This is a genomic window from Pseudomonas sp. CDFA 610, assembly GCF_021147865.1.
Lineage (GTDB): Bacteria > Pseudomonadota > Gammaproteobacteria > Pseudomonadales > Pseudomonadaceae > Aquipseudomonas > Aquipseudomonas alliivorans.
Genome location: NZ_JAGTPM010000003.1, coordinates 142,716 through 159,484, shown reverse-complemented (window position 1 = coordinate 159,484; position 16,769 = coordinate 142,716). Strand labels below are relative to the sequence as shown.

Sequence of the window (16,769 nt, the reverse complement as noted above, 5' to 3'; positions counted from 1 at the left end):
TTATTTCTCCGTTTTTTCGTTGTTGGAGGCCGTACCCGGCACACTCAGCGAGGCTAGGCGACCATTAGTAGGGCTTGCGTCTGAGGCTGGACGGATCACGTTGGAATCACCCTGCTCGGAATTAGCGGCTAACTCTCCGCCGCTGTTTGGAGCGGCCGAATTGGCCGCGCTATTTGAAGGTGAGGTTGATCCAGCACCAAGGGATAAGCCGTGCGAATTCTCCATGCCCGGTATAGCCATTGAAGCCATCACCCCGAGCACCTTCGCACCTCCATTCGCCGCTTGAGAAAGGGAATTTCCCGACACTTCAGTACCCATTTTTGATGTCTCTTGTTGTTTGTCTTTGTCGTCGTTGTCTTGCACTATCTTTCCAGCCTGCTTGGCGGCCTGCTGCACGCCGCTGTTAGGTGGTTGGGCAGGGCTGGGCGTCGCTTTAGCGGCACTGCCACCTACGCTCGACCCTGCTGATGTAGGGACTTTGATGGCTGCACCGCCACCAGTGCTGGCACCCACTCCAGAGGACGCGGCGTTGCCCATTGAAGCCGCTGCACCGATGCCGGAGTTTGCCGCACCGGCAAAGCTGGAGTTAATAGAGCCAGCCAATCCTCCGCTACCAGCCGCCCCTGCGGCACTTGCACCACCACCGGCAGCGCCAAGCGCACCAGCGGCGGCGGGCGCAGCGGCACCGGCCGTGGCGATGGTGGCGACTGCGGCAGCAGCACCGGCAGCGCCAGCCGCTGCCATTCCACCGATGGCCGAACCTCCACCCATTGACGTGCCGCTGATCATCCCGCCAATCAGTTCGGGAATAGTCTTGGTCAGGTAGGCGCATACCAAAGCCAAACCTGCCAATGTCATCAGAGATGCTTCGTCATTGGTATAAGCCGCTAACCAGGACTTAGCCGACGTGACAATAATTCCTACGATCAAGGTTAAGACGAACAGCTTGGCACCTACTGCAATAACAAAGCGGAGTGGTGCAATTGCAAAATCGCGTGTCCATTGCGAACCACCGAAACCGAAGAAAAGTACGGAGGCATTAATGATGACGTATGACTCTACAAGCGTCACAAACATAAATGCCGCGATAAAGGCGAAGCACAGTAAAACCAAGCAGCCAACAAGCGCGATAAGAATTGCTTTACCCGGAGAAAAAAGTGAAATGCCTTCCACGATGGTGCGTGAGAAGTTGACAGCCACCGCGAACATATCACCGGGCTGAAGCGCACGGCCCAAACCGCTAGCCGTGCCCGCAGCTTCTCGGAAACTGTCCACTACGGCTGTCGCCCATAGCACGGAATGTTCAATGACTGCGTAGAAAAAGCCAATGGTCATGAAGAAGCGGATCAGCTCGCCGACAATTTCGCCTAAGTCAGCTTGTCTCATCACTAAAGGCATGAATGTCCAAACCAATTGGATGAGAGCGAGAGATGCTAGTAAATTGAGTGCATAACCCTGTAGCCGTGGTGATCATTCACTTGCGGCTTGATAGAGCATCCGCAAAAGCCCGTTCATTTCATTGCTTTGAGTTACATCTCCTGCTGCCATCGCGCTACCGGCCGAAAGCAAGAGTGTTGCACTAACCAGTGCTATAAATGCTGAGCGGTGCATAGTTAGAAATCCTCAGACGGGCCCCAGTTGTTTTTCCGTGCTTCAAATTTCTTATCTGTGTCTGATTGCATCGACCGCTCAACAGCCACGCAATCGGTGCGGATAGAAACAATGAATCCAGATAGAGCAGAGCCACCAAGAGCAGAGGCGATGCATAACCCAACGATCAGATTTTTAGATATGAACATGGTTAGAAATCCTCGGAAGGCCCCCAGTTATTTTTACGGGCCTCAAACTTTTGCTCGGCGGCTTCGCTAGCAGCCTTCCGGTCGCCCTGCTGAGCCATATAGTTGCCTTGCATGGTTATTTGGGTGGCCAGTAGATCGCGCAGCTTTTGCAACTGCTGAACGTTCTGAGAGGCTATCTCGTTGCCTGCCTGAATAGCTTGCATCCGGCCCACGGCCGACTGTGAGCGAGCCACCATGTGATCGAGCTGGGTATCCTCAGACTCGAAAGTGCTGGTGTTGAGGTTCGCCGCCTCAAGCGCCATTTTCACGCTGTCGCGGTTTTGCTCTGACCACTTCTGATAGCGCTCACCCGCCGGTACTTCTGCCGAGTTTGCAGCTTGATTCAGATAGGATTGAAAGCCGGGAAAAGCCGTATTGAACTGCGAGTCCATGTTCTGGATCTGGCGGCCTAGAGACTGCGAGCGGGTGTAGATGTTGGCCACTTTTTTGAGATCGGCCGCGACGCTGCTGAACATTGAGCTGGGCAAGCCGGTGCCTTGAGTGACCATGTTCTGATACTGCTGAATTTGCGTCTGTAATGTCTCGGCGGTGTTCAAGGCGGTATTAACGGCCTCGACGTACTCGAACATCTGCTGATAGAACGTCGAGCAGTTCGAGCAATAGATGGCGTAAGCCGGGGGTGGGGCGATGTACATGGCCAATCCGAAAAAGACGGCTACGGCAATTTTGGCACCATAGTCCGCCTGTCGACGGAGTTTCCGAGCAGGAGAAACGGTCGTTTCGCGCAGGGGAATTGTTGCCAGCGGCGTTTTGGCGATAATGAACGTTATGATTTTTTGGTGCATTTCCCGGCCTCTATCAGTCACTTTGGTCAGTGCCTGATCGTGCCCGGACATGCCGGTTGCATCGATGGAATGATTGGCTAATTAGGTTGACATAGGGAAGATCAATTCGTGGCGATTATTTGTTCAATTCGCAAAGGTTAAACCCTTAGAAGGCTATATAAGATCATCACGGTTGTTTCCGCTGCTTGGGTCATGCCGGAACCCAGGTCGGGGCTTCGACATAGGGGCTGGTACCGTTGGGAGGGCGGACTGCATTCGTTCTGGCACCGACGCTACCGGAACTGTTATTTCGTCAGGAATTGTGGGCTGCTGGGCGCCACGTTTGGTCGGCTTGCGGATGTACTTTCCTACGTATCGAGCGAACTGGCTATAGCTCAGCCCCGTGTTATCTCCGCCGTGGTTCTCATAAACGACCGTCACCGGCCAACCGGCTTGAATGAGACCCCGAAATTCATCGAGGCGCGCTAAAAACGCCACCCGCCCTGCGCCAGTAAGCCCTTCTTTTGGTGTCTTCATCACCGAACCTCCGCTTAAGCATAGTGACGCAAGTATGCGCAAAAAATTGTCTATTTGCCATGCGTAATCTAGCCTATAGATGCGTAGGTATGCGTAGGTATGCTAGGTGTGAACCGTTAGCAAAGATACGCATGTATTTGCGTCGAATCGGACGGCAAGATGTGTGTTGTACGGGTACGGGCAAGCCCGCACCCTACCAACACCACCACTTATTCGCCTTCGGCTCAACGTATCTTGCTCTGCGAGGCGCACAGCCGCTGCCGCGTCTAAGAGCAAAAGCACAGCAACAGCAGGAGCACCCATGACAGGCGGCACCAAAGGAAACACAACGGCTCGCCGACGCGGCAGGCCCATCGAGGTTTGGGTCAACGATGAAGAGAAGGCGACAATTACTGCTAGGGCTAAGGAGGCTGGGCTGGCACGCTCGGCCTATCTGCGAGCTCTCGGTTTGAATACGCCTTTGAAGTCAGTCGTTCACCTGGGCGCAGTGACTGACCTTGTGAAGGTAAATGGCGACCTCGGACGGGTTGCCGGGTTGTTAAAACTATGGCTTGCAGAGAGACGCGGCGAAGGCGCGAACGCCGTTGATGTGGAGAGTGTAATGATGGAGTTCCGGAGGTTACAGGTGGCCATAGGAATGAAAATGGGGGAAATTGTCAAAACTCACAACTGACCTCCTAGTTCTGATCGGTTTTCGGGACGTGCAACCTCAAAAAACCGATAGTCGGTTTGCAGCCTTTCGCTCGACTGTCTTGAGCTCGATTCCGTCCACCCATTACTCAATTTATGCTGGATTGCCTTATTTCATGTGTGTCGAAACGAGAGGGTAGGTCCAAATGAGAGATCGATCGCACGATGACGCGATGTCCGAGCAGTTCGGAAAAGACCCTGCATACGCGGCTGAATTACTCGCTGACGTGATACGTGAAGGCAATCCAGCAGAGCTGGTTATTTTGCTACGACAGTTAGCCCTCGCGGTTGGCCTGCACGACTAAACCAAGCACGACTAGTGGCGGTGCATCATCCCTTCATCTTTTTCAACAGGTGCTTATTCCAGCCTTCTCGTTCTTCCCGCGAGTCGCCTCCGTATGCTTGCCGTTTTTTTTGGGGGCTCTAAGGGCTGGGTGTGCACCAGACAGTGGTTTTCTGGACACATGGGGATTCGACATCCGAGGCTATCTGAATCGAAATGGTCGAGTTAACATGCCCGTCTGCGTTTCAACGTCCCTGTACGTGCGTAAGGAGGAGCTTATCGGCTATCCGCCAGACCTAGCGCCGGAGGCGGTGAAGGTGTTGCGGCAGGCTGCAGCTTTGGCGGTGGTTTGAGGCAATCCGTAGGTGCTGAAGTCGGGAAAAGTGGGACTAAGGGAATAGCGCGAATGGAAGGCAGTGACGAAACGGATTATGTGCTCAATCCCGCTTTCTGGTTAAACGGCCAGGCGCTTGGATTTCCGGTGCAGTTCGACCTTGTGCTGAAGCATCTTCGCCAAGATATGCGTGACGACTGGTATTTCGATTGTCTTCAGTACGATGATCTCTTCAAGCATCCAGCCGAGGCAAAGCGGGTGATCATTTCACTCCTGAAGGAATGGAACGGTGTGTATCGCGGTACTCGTAGCGTTGTCAGAAATATACCGAAGAAAGGATACGGCGAGCGCTACGGTCTAGAGACGGACTTTTTCGACCGCTTCGTCTATCAAGCAATTTGCAGCTTCCTTATCCCCTTCTACGACCCGCTCCTGGGTCATCGGGTGCTTAGCTACCGATACGATCCAGCACCGTTGAACTCGAAGTATTTGTTCAAAAACAAAATTGATCGTTGGTTCACGTTTGAGGGCGTGACGCTGACATTCCGCAGATCTGGACGGCATCTTCTGGTGACCGATCTCAGCAATTTTTTCGAAAACGTGTCCCGCCTTCAGATCATAAACGCACTCGAAGAAGCTATTCCTGATCTCGTGGCGACCGGCCCTGAAAAGCTACAGATCCGCAACGCAATCGCCACACTCGATCGATTACTGACCCAATGGACCTTCAGCCAAGATCACGGCCTTCCGCAAAACCGCGACGCCTCGTCTTTTTTGTCCAATATTCTGCTTTCGTCCGTTGATAGGGAGATGACGAAGAAGGGGTATGACTATTATCGCTACGTGGACGACATCCGCGTCATCGCCGAATCCGAACTCCAAGCACGCCGCGCACTGCAGGATTTGATCAGGAAACTGCGGTCGGTCGGTCTCAACATTAACGCCAACAAAACTGAGATTCTCTCCCCGGATGTAACAAGCGTGAAGGTTGCGGAATATTTCCCTTCGCAGGATAGCGCTACGATTGCGATCAACCAAATGTGGCAATCCCGCAGTCGGCGTATCGTTACTAAATCGGTGACTTATATATTTGATATTCTTAGCCAATGCATCGCGGCCGGAGACTCGCAGACACGGACCTTCCGTTTCGCAGTAAACCGAGTGGCGAAGATAGTAGAGTCTGGGCTATTCGATGTGGGGGATGCTTTAGCGACCAACCTGCTTGACACCCTGTCACGCTCCCTTTCCGAGCATGCAGTCACGACCGACCAATACTGCCGGCTAATAGCCACGCTGGATCGCGACGGTCGCTGTATACCAGCGTTGGAAAAATTTCTTGTCGCAGAAGACGGTGCCATACACGACTGGCAGAATTATAACATCTGGATGCTGCTCGCGATGCGAAGATACAGATCCGAGGAGCTCTTGGTGCTTGCAGACCGTAAGCTACGAGAGGACGTAAAGTCGGGTGAGGCAGCCGCAATTCTCATCTGGCTACGTTGTGTTGGTGAAGCAGCTCTAATCGAAAGGTGCATTGGGGAGTTCGATTCTCTGCCTTACCAGAACGCTCGCTACCTTCTAATTGCCTCTTCCGTTCTTAGTAAAGACGCGTTGCGTCCTCTCTATGGCCAAGTTCCAATCAGCTTGCGGGAGACTAGCCTTCGGGCCGAGCGTCACTGCAACAAGGACGGTCTTCCGTTCGCAGTACGCGAAAGCACCGATCTTATGAATCTTGTCGACGAGGTCAGCGGGTATGATTGATCTGCCTTTCAGGCTGATGCTCTTCGTTAGGGACTTCACCGGCAGAGGGGCAGATTCGTTTTACTGGTTCCAAGATGGCCAACTCCGGGAAACCGATGCCGTGAGCGTCGTGGAGTTTGCAGGGATAGTCGTATGCCACGACTTTTGGATGATTCGCGATGCCCTATTCGACAAAACAGGAAGTTTGCCGGGCATAATCGTTGACTTAGACGAGTTCCGTATTTCGATTAGCGGTGTCCCAGAGGACCGGCTCGCACGCGATAAGCGCGACGTGACTACACACCTGGAGCGTTACGGTGCGGAGCAGGAAGTCTGCATCACATACCAGAAAATGTTCAACAAGGGCGCTCCGTTCGATTTGGCCATTGCCGCCAAGGCTGCGATTGCAATTGAAACGATGTATCACGAGCTCTGTAATCAAGCATCTATCGATAACGAATTGGAGCGCTTTTTTACTGTTGAAGTCCCAACATACCGCCTTCTTCAACTCTCCATGTCAGCCGGAATCGCAATCAACGCAGCCGGACTCTCAGAAAAACGGTCACAAGCGGAGCACGATTACTTCCTATCGTTGAAGAACTATTCTGCCAAGCATGACATGCCGCTTGAGGCGCCAAGCAGGCGTGCCATAGAGACGAAGTTGCTTTTGGACGGATTCGAACTGGACGAAGTATCTGTTGAGTACCTTCTGGAGTTCGTACCAAGCGAGCTCGACTTCGGCGGTGACACTATGTCACTACTCGCTCTTGACACCGCACGTCGCGTGCTCGGTTCCCTAACATTATCGACCAACAAAACTCGACCGGTTGTGGATGTATTCGGCTCGCGCACGTCGCGTATCCAACTGCGCAGCCCTAGTCTCCAGAACGTTCCGAAGCTGTACCGCTCTATCATCACTGCCCGCGCTGACGCTGAGCTTTGCTACGTCGATTTTGATCAGTTCGAGGTAGGTGTAATGGCTGCACTCTCGGGTGACGACGAGCTGAAGCGTCTGTACGCTGAGGGTGACATGTATGATCTATTTGCAAACACGCATTTGGGGCTTACCGGCAAGCGGAAAGCCGCCAAGCAATTGTTTCTTTCTTACGCGTATGGAATGAGCCAAAAAGCACTGATCGATGCTGCTTTCTCGCTCGGTGTAGATCGACAGAAGGCGAAAGCAGCATTCCGGTTGTTTCAGCGTTACGAGGATTGGAAGAAATCGATATGGGCCGAGTTTCAGAGCACCGGACGCGTGGTTACAGTTTTTGGTAATCACTATCGAAGGTCTGGCAAGGGCAAGCTCACCAGTAAAGAACAGCGTTCGGCTGTGAGCCAGGTAGTCCAAGGGACAGCGTCTCTGATATTCAAGCGCTCGTTGTTGGCGGTCGCCTCTATCAGCGACGTTAGAGTGGTTTTGCCGATGCATGATGCCTTGCTATTCGAGCATACTTTAGTCGAGACGCCAGCCAAGGTGGTTCATGCCTTTGAGCAAGTCATGACGGATGTGCTCAGTTCAATGGTTGCAGGGAAGGCGTCGATCGGCGACTTTATCGAGCGTGAGTGATTGTTGGCGATAGTTGACCGCTCGCGGGCTCGCGGGCATCGAAGATACGATTCAGTGAAAGCTGCATCCGTATCTTTACGGGGCAGTCCGCTCCCCGATAAAACGGAGCATCTGCAGTCGAGAGCGACCGTCTGCAATTCGGCCTTCGCTCATCGAACTGTTGCGCTAAGCTGAGACCGGTTGGAAACCCAGCGGCCTACGCATTTGAGTTTTTTTACCGCAGTTTGAAAAAGTGGAAGCGAGGTCCTACCTGACACAGCCGTATCAGGCTGCCGATGATCGAGCCTCAGGACATTTTAAATATGGAGGAAGATACTAGTTATCCCCCCTATCCAGGAACCGATCAGCATGGATTTTGACGGATGGCGTACTTGATAACTAATGGTAGTTTTGCGCGTGAACGAGTGCTCGCAAGATGATTCGCTTCCGTCGTGTGACATTACAGCCACTCAGCGCGTGGCTGGTTGCCCAACCCTCGACCGGCACCCACAGCAAATATGAACTGCGCGTGTGGCGGGAGGACAACGCCAATTTTGAGGAGCTGCGCGACGAACTGGTCGCCTATGCTCAGGAAGCCCTCGAGGATGCACGAGTCCGCATACGCAAGGGCTTCGAGGATAACCTCTCCCCTTTTTCAGATCCTGTCGATGATCCTGCTGCATACTATCCAGCGATGCTCAATCGCATCACTTTACAGGGCTATCTCGGCGAAACCCTAGCTGGTCTCGCGGTCGAACATTTTGGTGCCTTCGGGGAGATCGACTGGCAGGTGCCTGCCTTTCTGTTCCGCTTCCACGACCAAGAATTCCAGCATCTCGACCTCATTAATGAGCGCTTTATTATGGGCGAGCCGCACGATCGCGATGCTGAAGCCGAAAAGCGTCCTGGGCGGACTGGCGATGATGCTTTGGCCTTCCGGCTCGACGGCAATGGCAACATCACTCATATTCTCGCGCTTGAGGCAAAGTGCTTGGCTACTAGTAATACTGCGACTATTGCCGATGCCCACGGCAAGCTGGCCGCTGGATCGCGGCGTCCCAGCGGCATTCGCGAACTGATCACTTTGCTCTCGGACTATGAGACCACCGAAGCCCAGGCATGGGTTGCCCGGCTACTCGAACTTTATCGAGATGGCTTCAGGACTGCGAACCGGAGCGACGGGCTTGCCTATACCGTCGGACACTTTCCAGTTAGCCCAAAGACTCGGTTGAGCTGGCTGCAGGCTGATGCGCCACACACGTCATACAATGTGGACCGCCGGCTCGTTGCCATGGAGTTCCAGCTCTCGGAACTCAGGGCGCTGGTCGAAACACTTTACCGGGGGGCTTGATGCCAAGCGACGCCGTACTCAAAATCGCAGAGCGGGTCAGAGCGGATTTGGCCGGCTCGGCTCTATCCCCGCTGCAAGCGAAACTCTACAGCCAGCGTGTTCGTCGTGACATGGGCGCAAATGGCCTACCTTCGTTCACCCCAGCAGAACTCGCGTCACGACTCGATGAAGCTTGCTTGTTGCTGGAGACGGCCTGGATCGAGCGATCAGCCGATGATGGCCGTGCCTGGATAACTGCTGCAAAGCGTGCCGCCGAGGTTCTCGAATGGGTTTCGCACACAGCCCTGAAGCCTGCAGACGCCCCGATCCACCTTCTGTCGGCGGCTGCTTATCAGGTGGCTGGCTATCCAGCTATGGCGCTCGGCCATCTGCGTATGATGCCAGCGGGTGAGGCCTTTTCAACGATTCTGCGCGAATTTTTGCGGGGCGATTTCGATGCAGCACTGACTGCGGTGCAAATGTTCTGGAAGGTGCAGCACGAGCTTGACGAAAACCGTGATCCACGAGCCACATCCATTGATGACGGTGTCGAGGACGATGATGTGCGACTTGTGGATCTTGAAGTGTCAACTGTTCGTCACGTCATCATGTGCATCGGTACTATTTGCTCCTATCTTCGCACAGGCGAGATAGCATTGGTCGATCGTGCTTTAGTAAAGCTCGACGCGTTGGCGCAAAGTTATCTGCACAGCCGCGATTCCTACTCCTACTTGCTGGCGCGGCTCTGCGCCGGTGCAGCTCACCGCTTCATAGATTCAAGCCTATGGCCCCACGTTGAAAGACTCGCTGATGAGGCGAACCCAAGCATCCGCGTGGCGTTAATGCAGTTCGCACGTGCGGCATTTGTTAACCGACGCGCCTTGGTATGGCCTGCGCAACGGGCCGGCATTGATCGGTTAGCGGCCAACAACAGCTTCGTTCTCTGCACTCCAACCGGATCGGGCAAGACAACCATCGCCACCCTTGGCGCCGTTCAAGGCCTGTTCTTGACTCGCCCCGATCCGCTTCTCGCAGGGAATCTTGTGCTTTATCTCGTGCCTTCTCGCGCGCTAGCTGCCGAGGTCGAAACTCGGTTCACCGAAGACCTTCGCGATATTGCCGCGGAACCCGTGGTTGTCACCGGGCTTTACGGGGGCGCTGATTGGGGCCCTACCGACGCTTGGGTCCAAATCAATCAGCCTACTGTCGTCATCTGTACCTTTGAAAAGGCTGACGCGCTGTTGCGCTATCTTGGAACACTGTTTCTTGATCGCGTTCGCCTCGTCGTCATTGACGAAGCGCATATGGTGGAGCAGGATCCGAATCGATCAGACGCCGTCACCGATGGCACGTCTCGCGCGCTCAGGCTCGAGCAGCTCAGCGCTCGTCTGCTGCACGCGCAGGACAGCAAGGGCTTCCGTATAATCGCGCTCTCGGCTGTCGCTGCCAAAGCCGCACCGGCAATTGCATCCTGGCTGTCGAGCGACGAAGGCGGCGGTCCGATCAGTTCGACATATCGTAGTACGCGGCAGATGCTCGGTCGGCTCGAAGTCGCGCGGAGCGGCAGGTTCGACATTCGCTACGACTTAATGGACGGGCGCACTCTTGAGTTCGAGGATGAGCGTACCGATGATCGCCCCTATGTCCCTAGTCCTTTTCCATCGGTCCCCGACGGCGTTAACAGCGCGCTAGGTGTCGAGAAATCGTTGCGTGGGCCGACGCTCTGGGCCGCTCTCCACCTTGCTGCCGAGCGACCAGACGGTACCCGGCCGACTGTGATGATCTCGTTGACGCAGAACGTCAGTTCCTTTGCCGAGGACTGCGCTGATCTGGTTGAAAGCTGGATCGCGGCAGAAGTCGCACTCCCCAATTACTGGTCTGTCGCCGATGAGGACCCATACTGGCAGCGCTGCCTAGCCGCAGCCGAGGACTATTTCACGACAGCGTCCTTCGAGTATCGCCTGTTGGTCCACGGGATCGCGGTACATCACGGCCAGATGCCGGGACTCTTGGCACGGCGACTCAAGGTGGCGATCGATCGCGGCATTGTCCGAGTGGTGATCGCGACCTCGACGCTCTCTGAAGGTGTCAATATCCCGGTAAATACGCTGCTGATCCCAAGCGTCCATCGTGCGAACAAAGTCTTTACGACCAATGAATTCTCGAACCTCATTGGCCGCGCTGGGCGGCCGGGTGTCGCCACTGAAGGCAATGCCTTCGTCGTACTGCCTGAGCGTGAATATCGCAGCCGCAGCCGCGCATATGTCTGGAACCGCACTTGGGAAGGTTATGAGAAGCTCGTTAGAGAGCTGAAGGAAGCCACCGAACTTGCCTCTAATGGTGAACTGTCGCTTGAGCAAGGGACCGCAAATAGCGCGCTCGCTATGTTGCTAGAGCGGCTACGCGATGCGTGGGAAAATCTGAGTGGAAGCGACGATGACGATGAATTTGCCAAATGGCTCGAGGAAACTGCGGTTGTCAACGAGGACACCGATGAAGATGAAAGTGAGAAACTGCTAGATACGCTCGACGGATTGCTAATAACCGCAGTGCAAGAGATCGAACAGACCTGCAACGCGGATCTTAGTGCCGCCGATCTCGAAACCGAACTGTCGTCGCTGTGGCGACGGACTTACGCCTACGTCGCGGCGCAGGAGGAAGATCGCCTGGCACAGACTTGGCTCCAGCGAGGGCAGGCGATCACCAGCCTCTATCCTGACGCGAATCGGCGCCGTCAGCTCTACAAAACAAGCCTGCCGCCACGCTCGGGATCGATTCTCCTCGACCACGTCGATGACATTCGCGCAATTTTGGTGGGCGGCATTGATTATGCCGATTGGCCAGCAGAGCAACGGTTCCAGTTCATCAGTGCAGTCATTGCCCTTCTTAGTAAAGTGCCGGCGTTCCGCATCTCGACCAAGCTTGGAAAGATGCGTAAGCCTTTCGAAGACTGGGAAAAGTTGCTCCGTTGGTGGCTGTTTAAAGCTACCCTCCCAAAACAGCCAAAGCCTAAGGAGCTCGGACCTTGGTTCGCCTTCGTTTCCGAAAACTTTATCTATCGCGGCAATTGGGGATTAGGTAGCCTAATTGGCGTGCTGATGGATCAGGGCGACGCCGCTGGCCCGGTCGATGCGCTCACAATGGACGACTGGCCGCGCACTGGTCTGCCGTGGATCGGTTTTTGGCTCAAGGAACTGGTTAATTGGGGCACGCTTGATCCGGTTGCTGCCTTTTTGCTTGCGCGCGGCAATGCTCGCGATCGTACGCAGGCGGAAGCGGAGGCGCAGGTTTACTATGCGCAGCTCGGTGCCGACACCGCGTCAAATGAGAAGCTTGATCCTCGTCGTATAAGGGATTGGGTCGAAACACGCCAACCGGTGATTCCGATGCGAATGGCATCGCGTGAGATTACGCTCAACGTCCGGCTGGAACGACCGGCACGGGACTATATTGCGCGCAAGGTGAGCGTCCTGCCGCTAGCAACAGGCGATCGCCTCAGCTGGATCGATCCCGCTGGTTATGTCGTCGCATCCTGCGACCGTCCGGGCGATTGGGACGATCAATCCTCCCGCTTTCGCTTCGAGCTGTCCGTAGACCCTCGGCAAGTTACCGGCGAACCTTATCTGCTACATCGGCTTGAATCGTCTTAAGGAGCCACTCAGCTATATGTCGACCTCACTCCGGTGCATACTGCGCCGGAGTCGCCGGATTACTGATGGCGCTGAGGGAACCGGGTACGCTTATCACGACGAAACCCTACGTGAGGCTGTAGTAGATTCTTCATGCAGTGTGTCGAAGGAAGGTGTTTAGGACTTTATATTGCTCCAATTACCGGCAGAGCGATGGAAATCGCGGCATGGCACTTGTCATGGTATTTATTTTGACCCTGCTTCATAAGAAGCTATCAGAAAGGGTTTTGGTGGCTAGTTGATAATAGAGTGGGAATGATCCCGCGTCCGGTACAGCCCGGCACGATCTAGCAAAAAATGCCCCGAAGCCCGCGTAATTGCGGGCTTTTGACTTTTCGGCTCTTGGGGGCTGACGGTTTGTCGGCACTGCGTAATCTCACATGCAGACAACTCTCAGGAATTTAAGAAAATCCAGACGGCTGCCTGAGCCACTTGACCCTTATCTTTCCCCAAATGCAGGTGTATCGTATTCGCCCCCGCGCACCGGCCCTCCGGACGCGCTCCCGCAGTCGTTTCGAGGTCTTCGCTTTATGTCCTTCACCCGTCGCCAACTCCTCACAGGTATCGCTGGCCTTGCCGTGGTCGGTCTGGGTGCAGGTGGGGCTTCGCGTTACTGGCTGGGGCGCAGGGAGTCGGAAGCCGGTTCGGATTTTGTGCTGATTGCCGCGCCGCTGGATGTTGAACTGGTGCCCGGCCACAAGACGCCTGCCTGGGCGTTCGGTGGTTCTGCGCCGGGGACGGAGTTACGGGTGCGGCAGGGTGAGTGGTTGCGGTTGCGGTTCATCAATCAGTTGCCGGTCGAGACGACCATTCACTGGCATGGCATTCGGTTGCCGCTGGAGATGGATGGTGTGCCGTATGTTTCGCAGTTGCCGGTCAAGCCGGGTGAATATTTCGATTACAGGTTCCGGGTGCCGGACGCCGGTAGCTACTGGTATCACCCGCACGTCAGCAGCAGCGAAGAGCTGGGGCGTGGGCTGGTCGGGCCGTTGATTGTTGAAGAGCGCGAGCCGACCGGTTTCAGGCACGAGCGTACGGTCAGTCTGAAAAGCTGGCACGTGGACGAAGAGGGCGCGTTCACCGAGTTCAGCGTGTTGCGCGAGGCCGCGCGCGAGGGCACGGCGGGGCGGCTGTCGACGTTGAACGGGATTCCGCAGGCGGTCATCGAGTTGCCCGCCGGGCAGATCACCCGCGTGCGGCTGCTCAATCTCGACAATACCGTGACCTATCGTCTCAATCTGCCAGATGCCGAGGCGCAGATCTATGCGCTGGATGGGAATCCGGTGACGCCGCGTCCGTTTGGCGATGAATACTGGCTTGGGCCTGGCATGCGGATCTGTCTGGCGATCAAGGCTCCAGCGGCTGGCGAAGAGATCTCGCTGCGCAACGGACCGGTGCGGCTGGGTACATTCCGCTCGGTCGCCAACCACGACGCGCCGGGCGAATGGCCGCCGGAGTTGCCGGCCAATCCGGTCGCCGAGCCGGATCTGGAGAACGCCGAGAAGATCAATTTCAATGTCGAGTGGGTGGGTTCTGTGTCGGCCAACACCGATAACGGCAAGCCGCCGAGCCTGTGGCAGATCAACGGCGAAGCCTGGGACATCACCGACAAGACCTGCGCGGATCGGCCGATTGCCAAGCTGAAGCTGGGTCAGAGTTATATTTTCGAATTGAAGAACATGACCCAGTACCAGCACCCTATTCACCTGCATGGCATGAGTTTCAAGGTTATCGCGTCCAATCGACGCAAGATCATTCCGTACTTTACCGATACTTTTCTGCTGGGGCGCAACGAGCGGGCGCGGGTGGCTCTGGTCGCCGATAACCCTGGCGTGTGGATGTTTCACTGCCACGTGATCGACCACATGGAAACCGGTCTCATGGCCGCGATCGAGGTGTCGTGATGAGGCAGCCGCCAATCATTGACCGCAGCAACGACCAGTACTTCATGCGCGAGGCGCTGGCGCTCGCTGCACAAGGTGCCTCGTTGGGCGAGGTGCCGGTAGGTGCAGTCGTGGTGCAGAACGGCGAGATCATCGGCCGTGGTTATAACTGTCCGATCAGTGGCAGCGACCCCAGTGCCCATGCCGAAATGGTTGCCATCAGGGATGCCGCCAAAACCGTGGACAACTACCGTCTGCCCGGCAGCACGCTGTATGTGACGCTTGAGCCATGCAGCATGTGCGCGGGCCTGATCGTGCATTCCCGTGTGGCACGCGTGGTCTATGGCGCGCTGGAGCCCAAGGCGGGCATCGTGCAGAGCCAGGGGCAGTTTTTCAGCCAGGCGTTTCTCAACCATCGCGTGCTGGTTGAAGGCGGCGTGCTGGGCGAGGAGTGTGGTGTGATGCTGAGCGAGTTCTTCAGGATGCGACGTGCTGCGAAGGATACGGCGCAGAAGGGGAAGGCTTAGAGCGCGCTCTTGTCGTCGCTGGCGGCAGGTTCGGGCGTTGAGTCTGATGTGGGTTTGGTCTTGTCTACACCGGGCACATGCAAATCGCCCTCTGCGACTTGATTGCCTTCCAGTTGCGGCTGCGTGACCCAGGTCAGGATGTCGTAATAGCGGCGGATGTTGGCAACGAAATGCACCGGTTCGCCGCCACGGGCATAACCATAACGCGTCTTGCTGTACCACTTTTTCTGCGAGAGGCGCGGCAGCATTTTTTTCACGTCGAGCCATTTATTGGGGTTCAGGCCCTCGTTTTCCGCGAGTTTACGCGCATCCTCCAGATGGCCGCTGCCCACGTTGTAGGACGCAAGAGCCAGCCAAGTGCGATCCGGCTCTTCTATCTTGTCATCCAGTTGTTCCTTCACGTAGGCAAAGTACTTGGCTCCACCCTGAATGCTTTGTCGAGCGTCCAGCCGGTTGGTCACGCCCATGGCCTGCGCGGTGTTCTGGGTCAGCATCATCAGGCCGCGCACGCCGGTCTTGGAGGTCACGGTCGGCTGCCACATGGATTCCTGATAGCCGATGGCTGCGAGCAGACGCCAGTCCACCTGTTCTTTCTTGGCGGACGTCTGGAAATGCTTCTCGTACTTTGGCAGGCGCTCCTGCAAATGCTGTGCGAAGGTGTACGCGCCGACATAGCCAAGGACGTCGACATGGCCGTAATAGCGATCTTTCAGGCGCTGCAGGGTGCCGTTTTTCTCGACTTTGTCCAGATAGGCGTTTATTTCGTTCAGCAGGCTGTTGTCTTCGCCAGGAGCCACAGCCCAGCGCTGCTCGCGGGCTTCGCCCAGGTCGAAAGCGACGCGCACATTGGGGAAGTAGACCTGGTTCATCGCCAGTTCGTTGGAATCGACCAGCGTGAGGTCGATCTGACCTTCATCGACCATGCGCAGCAGATCGACGACTTCTACCGCGTCGGATTCTTCGTATTCAATGCCTGGGTTCTGCACTTTCAACGCGGCGAGCTGCTCGGCATGGCTGCTGCCTTTGAGCACGACAATTCGTTTACCGACCAGATCACCCGCATCGGTCGGGCGTGACTGGCCGTTGCGGTAGACGACCTGCGGCGTGACTTCGAGGTAGGAGTGGGAGAAACGGGCCTGCTGCCTGCGCTTTTCCGTGTCGATCAGACCGGCGGCGCCCAATACCGGGCCTCCCGGCTTGTTCATCTGGTCGAAAAGATCGTCCAGGTTGTCGGCGGTTTCGATCTTCAATTCCACGCCCAGATCTTCGGCAAAGCGCTTCACCAGCTCGTATTCGAAGCCGGTTTCACCGTTGCGATCCTGGAAGTAGGTGGCCGGACTGTTGCGGGTGACCACGCGCAGCACGCCGTCCTCCTTGACTCGCTCCAGTGTGTTGGGTTTATCCACACAGGCGCTGAGCATCAGGAAGAGTCCGGTTGCGATGAGCCACTTGGCGCAACGAGTGCGGAAATCGGGTCTGAAGAACATCGGTGCAGTATACGCAAAGCGCACCGGGCGCCATATCTCGACAGCGATGCTTGCGTCTGATAGGCAACGGCATTTTGATAGCATTTGTCGCGTTTTCGAC

General features: G+C 55.8%; 10 protein-coding genes and 1 pseudogene. 7 read left to right on the top strand and 4 right to left on the bottom strand.

Annotated features, from left to right (window positions below):
* The 3 genes and pseudogenes from trbL to trbJ all read right to left on the bottom strand — a co-directional run.
* Window positions 1-1,455: pseudogene (gene trbL, locus KDX39_RS06185) on the bottom strand (P-type conjugative transfer protein TrbL); the annotation flags it as partial.
* A gap of 158 nt (window positions 1,456-1,613) precedes the next feature.
* Window positions 1,614-1,799: a hypothetical protein gene (locus tag KDX39_RS06180; protein WP_231659723.1), complete on the bottom strand. Its 186-nt coding sequence runs from the start codon at window positions 1,797-1,799 to the stop codon at window positions 1,614-1,616.
* Window positions 1,800-1,801: 2 nt separating this feature from the next.
* Complete coding sequence (trbJ, locus tag KDX39_RS06175; RefSeq protein WP_231659722.1) at window positions 1,802-2,695, bottom strand: P-type conjugative transfer protein TrbJ; 894 nt, start codon at window positions 2,693-2,695, stop codon at window positions 1,802-1,804.
* A 766-nt stretch (window positions 2,696-3,461) separates the two neighbouring features.
* On the opposite strand from trbJ, the gene KDX39_RS06170 reads away from it, so the two are divergent.
* The 7 genes from KDX39_RS06170 (at window position 3,462) to tadA (ending at window position 15,182) form a co-directional block, all read left to right on the top strand.
* Window positions 3,462-3,833, top strand: coding sequence for a plasmid mobilization protein (locus KDX39_RS06170; RefSeq protein ID WP_231659721.1), 372 nt, complete (start codon window positions 3,462-3,464; stop codon window positions 3,831-3,833).
* A 706-nt stretch (window positions 3,834-4,539) separates the two neighbouring features.
* Entirely contained in the window at window positions 4,540-6,228 is a 1,689-nt protein-coding gene (locus KDX39_RS06165) for an RNA-directed DNA polymerase (RefSeq protein ID WP_231659720.1), read from the top strand.
* Window positions 6,221-7,774, top strand: a complete 1,554-nt coding sequence (locus KDX39_RS06160) for a DNA polymerase (protein WP_231659719.1) — start codon at window positions 6,221-6,223, stop codon at window positions 7,772-7,774. The genes KDX39_RS06165 and KDX39_RS06160 overlap by 8 nt, the downstream gene beginning before the upstream one ends.
* A 415-nt stretch (window positions 7,775-8,189) precedes the next feature.
* On the top strand, window positions 8,190-9,104 hold the full coding sequence (locus KDX39_RS06155; protein ID WP_231659718.1) for a hypothetical protein: 915 nt from the start codon (window positions 8,190-8,192) through the stop codon (window positions 9,102-9,104).
* Window positions 9,104-12,733 (top strand): DEAD/DEAH box helicase, encoded by a 3,630-nt coding sequence (locus KDX39_RS06150; protein WP_231659717.1) that lies wholly within the window; start codon window positions 9,104-9,106, stop codon window positions 12,731-12,733. Before KDX39_RS06155 ends, KDX39_RS06150 begins: the two co-directional genes overlap by 1 nt.
* A gap of 569 nt (window positions 12,734-13,302) precedes the next feature.
* Window positions 13,303-14,676, top strand: coding sequence for a multicopper oxidase family protein (locus KDX39_RS06145; RefSeq protein ID WP_231659716.1), 1,374 nt, complete (start codon window positions 13,303-13,305; stop codon window positions 14,674-14,676).
* Complete coding sequence (tadA, locus tag KDX39_RS06140) at window positions 14,676-15,182, top strand: tRNA adenosine(34) deaminase TadA (RefSeq protein WP_231659715.1); 507 nt, start codon at window positions 14,676-14,678, stop codon at window positions 15,180-15,182. Before KDX39_RS06145 ends, tadA begins: the two co-directional genes overlap by 1 nt.
* Here tadA and mltF read toward each other — a convergent pair.
* Window positions 15,179-16,669 (bottom strand): membrane-bound lytic murein transglycosylase MltF, encoded by a 1,491-nt coding sequence (gene mltF / locus KDX39_RS06135; protein WP_231659938.1) that lies wholly within the window; start codon window positions 16,667-16,669, stop codon window positions 15,179-15,181. The genes tadA and mltF overlap by 4 nt on opposite strands.
* Window positions 16,670-16,769 lie beyond the last annotated feature (100 nt).

Excerpts from the sequence above, each read along its gene's own strand:
- KDX39_RS06160 (WP_231659719.1), top strand. The coding sequence starts at position 6,221 with ATGATTGATCTGCCTTTCAGGCTGATGCTCTTCGTTAGGGACTTCACC.
- tadA (WP_231659715.1), top strand. The coding sequence starts at position 14,676 with ATGAGGCAGCCGCCAATCATTGACCGCAGCAACGACCAGTACTTCATG.
- KDX39_RS06180 (WP_231659723.1), bottom strand. The coding sequence starts at position 1,799 with ATGTTCATATCTAAAAATCTGATCGTTGGGTTATGCATCGCCTCTGCT.
- KDX39_RS06170 (WP_231659721.1), top strand. The coding sequence starts at position 3,462 with ATGACAGGCGGCACCAAAGGAAACACAACGGCTCGCCGACGCGGCAGG.
- KDX39_RS06150 (WP_231659717.1), top strand. The coding sequence starts at position 9,104 with ATGCCAAGCGACGCCGTACTCAAAATCGCAGAGCGGGTCAGAGCGGAT.
- KDX39_RS06165 (WP_231659720.1), top strand. The coding sequence starts at position 4,540 with ATGGAAGGCAGTGACGAAACGGATTATGTGCTCAATCCCGCTTTCTGG.
- trbJ (WP_231659722.1), bottom strand. The coding sequence starts at position 2,695 with ATGTCCGGGCACGATCAGGCACTGACCAAAGTGACTGATAGAGGCCGG.
- KDX39_RS06155 (WP_231659718.1), top strand. The coding sequence starts at position 8,190 with ATGATTCGCTTCCGTCGTGTGACATTACAGCCACTCAGCGCGTGGCTG.
- KDX39_RS06145 (WP_231659716.1), top strand. The coding sequence starts at position 13,303 with ATGTCCTTCACCCGTCGCCAACTCCTCACAGGTATCGCTGGCCTTGCC.
- mltF (WP_231659938.1), bottom strand. The coding sequence starts at position 16,669 with ATGTTCTTCAGACCCGATTTCCGCACTCGTTGCGCCAAGTGGCTCATC.